Raw genomic sequence first — 282 nt, forward strand, 5'->3', positions numbered from 1 at the left:
GAAAAATAATGCTCAAGAAGTTGCACCATTGCGGAAAGTCCCTGACGAATCTGCCCATCAGAGAGATTTTGCGGATGTGAGGATAATTCACGGGCGAGGAAATCGAGCTGGCGCGCGGTGACTTCCACATTGGGGACATTTGGCACCGTGCCGTTACGAATACGGCGCATAAAACGGGCATCACGCAAGCGCAGCACCGGCATTAAACGCACCAGATGACGAGCCTGATCGTTAATATCCTCAACATCAATCGGATGTCCGTCTTTATCGAGAAAACTGCGC

The 282-nt window shown here is 51.1% G+C and carries 1 protein-coding gene; it reads right to left on the reverse strand.

Annotation, left to right across the window (positions count from 1 at the left end; all coding sequences use genetic code 11):
• A partial coding sequence (locus LZP73_RS20890) for a DUF2813 domain-containing protein (RefSeq protein ID WP_234236899.1) occupies nucleotides 1-282 on the reverse strand: 282 nt, incomplete at both ends.

The sequence above is a fragment of the Shewanella sp. AS16 genome (assembly GCF_021412365.1).
GTDB classification, from domain to species: Bacteria; Pseudomonadota; Gammaproteobacteria; order Enterobacterales; family Shewanellaceae; genus Shewanella; species Shewanella salipaludis.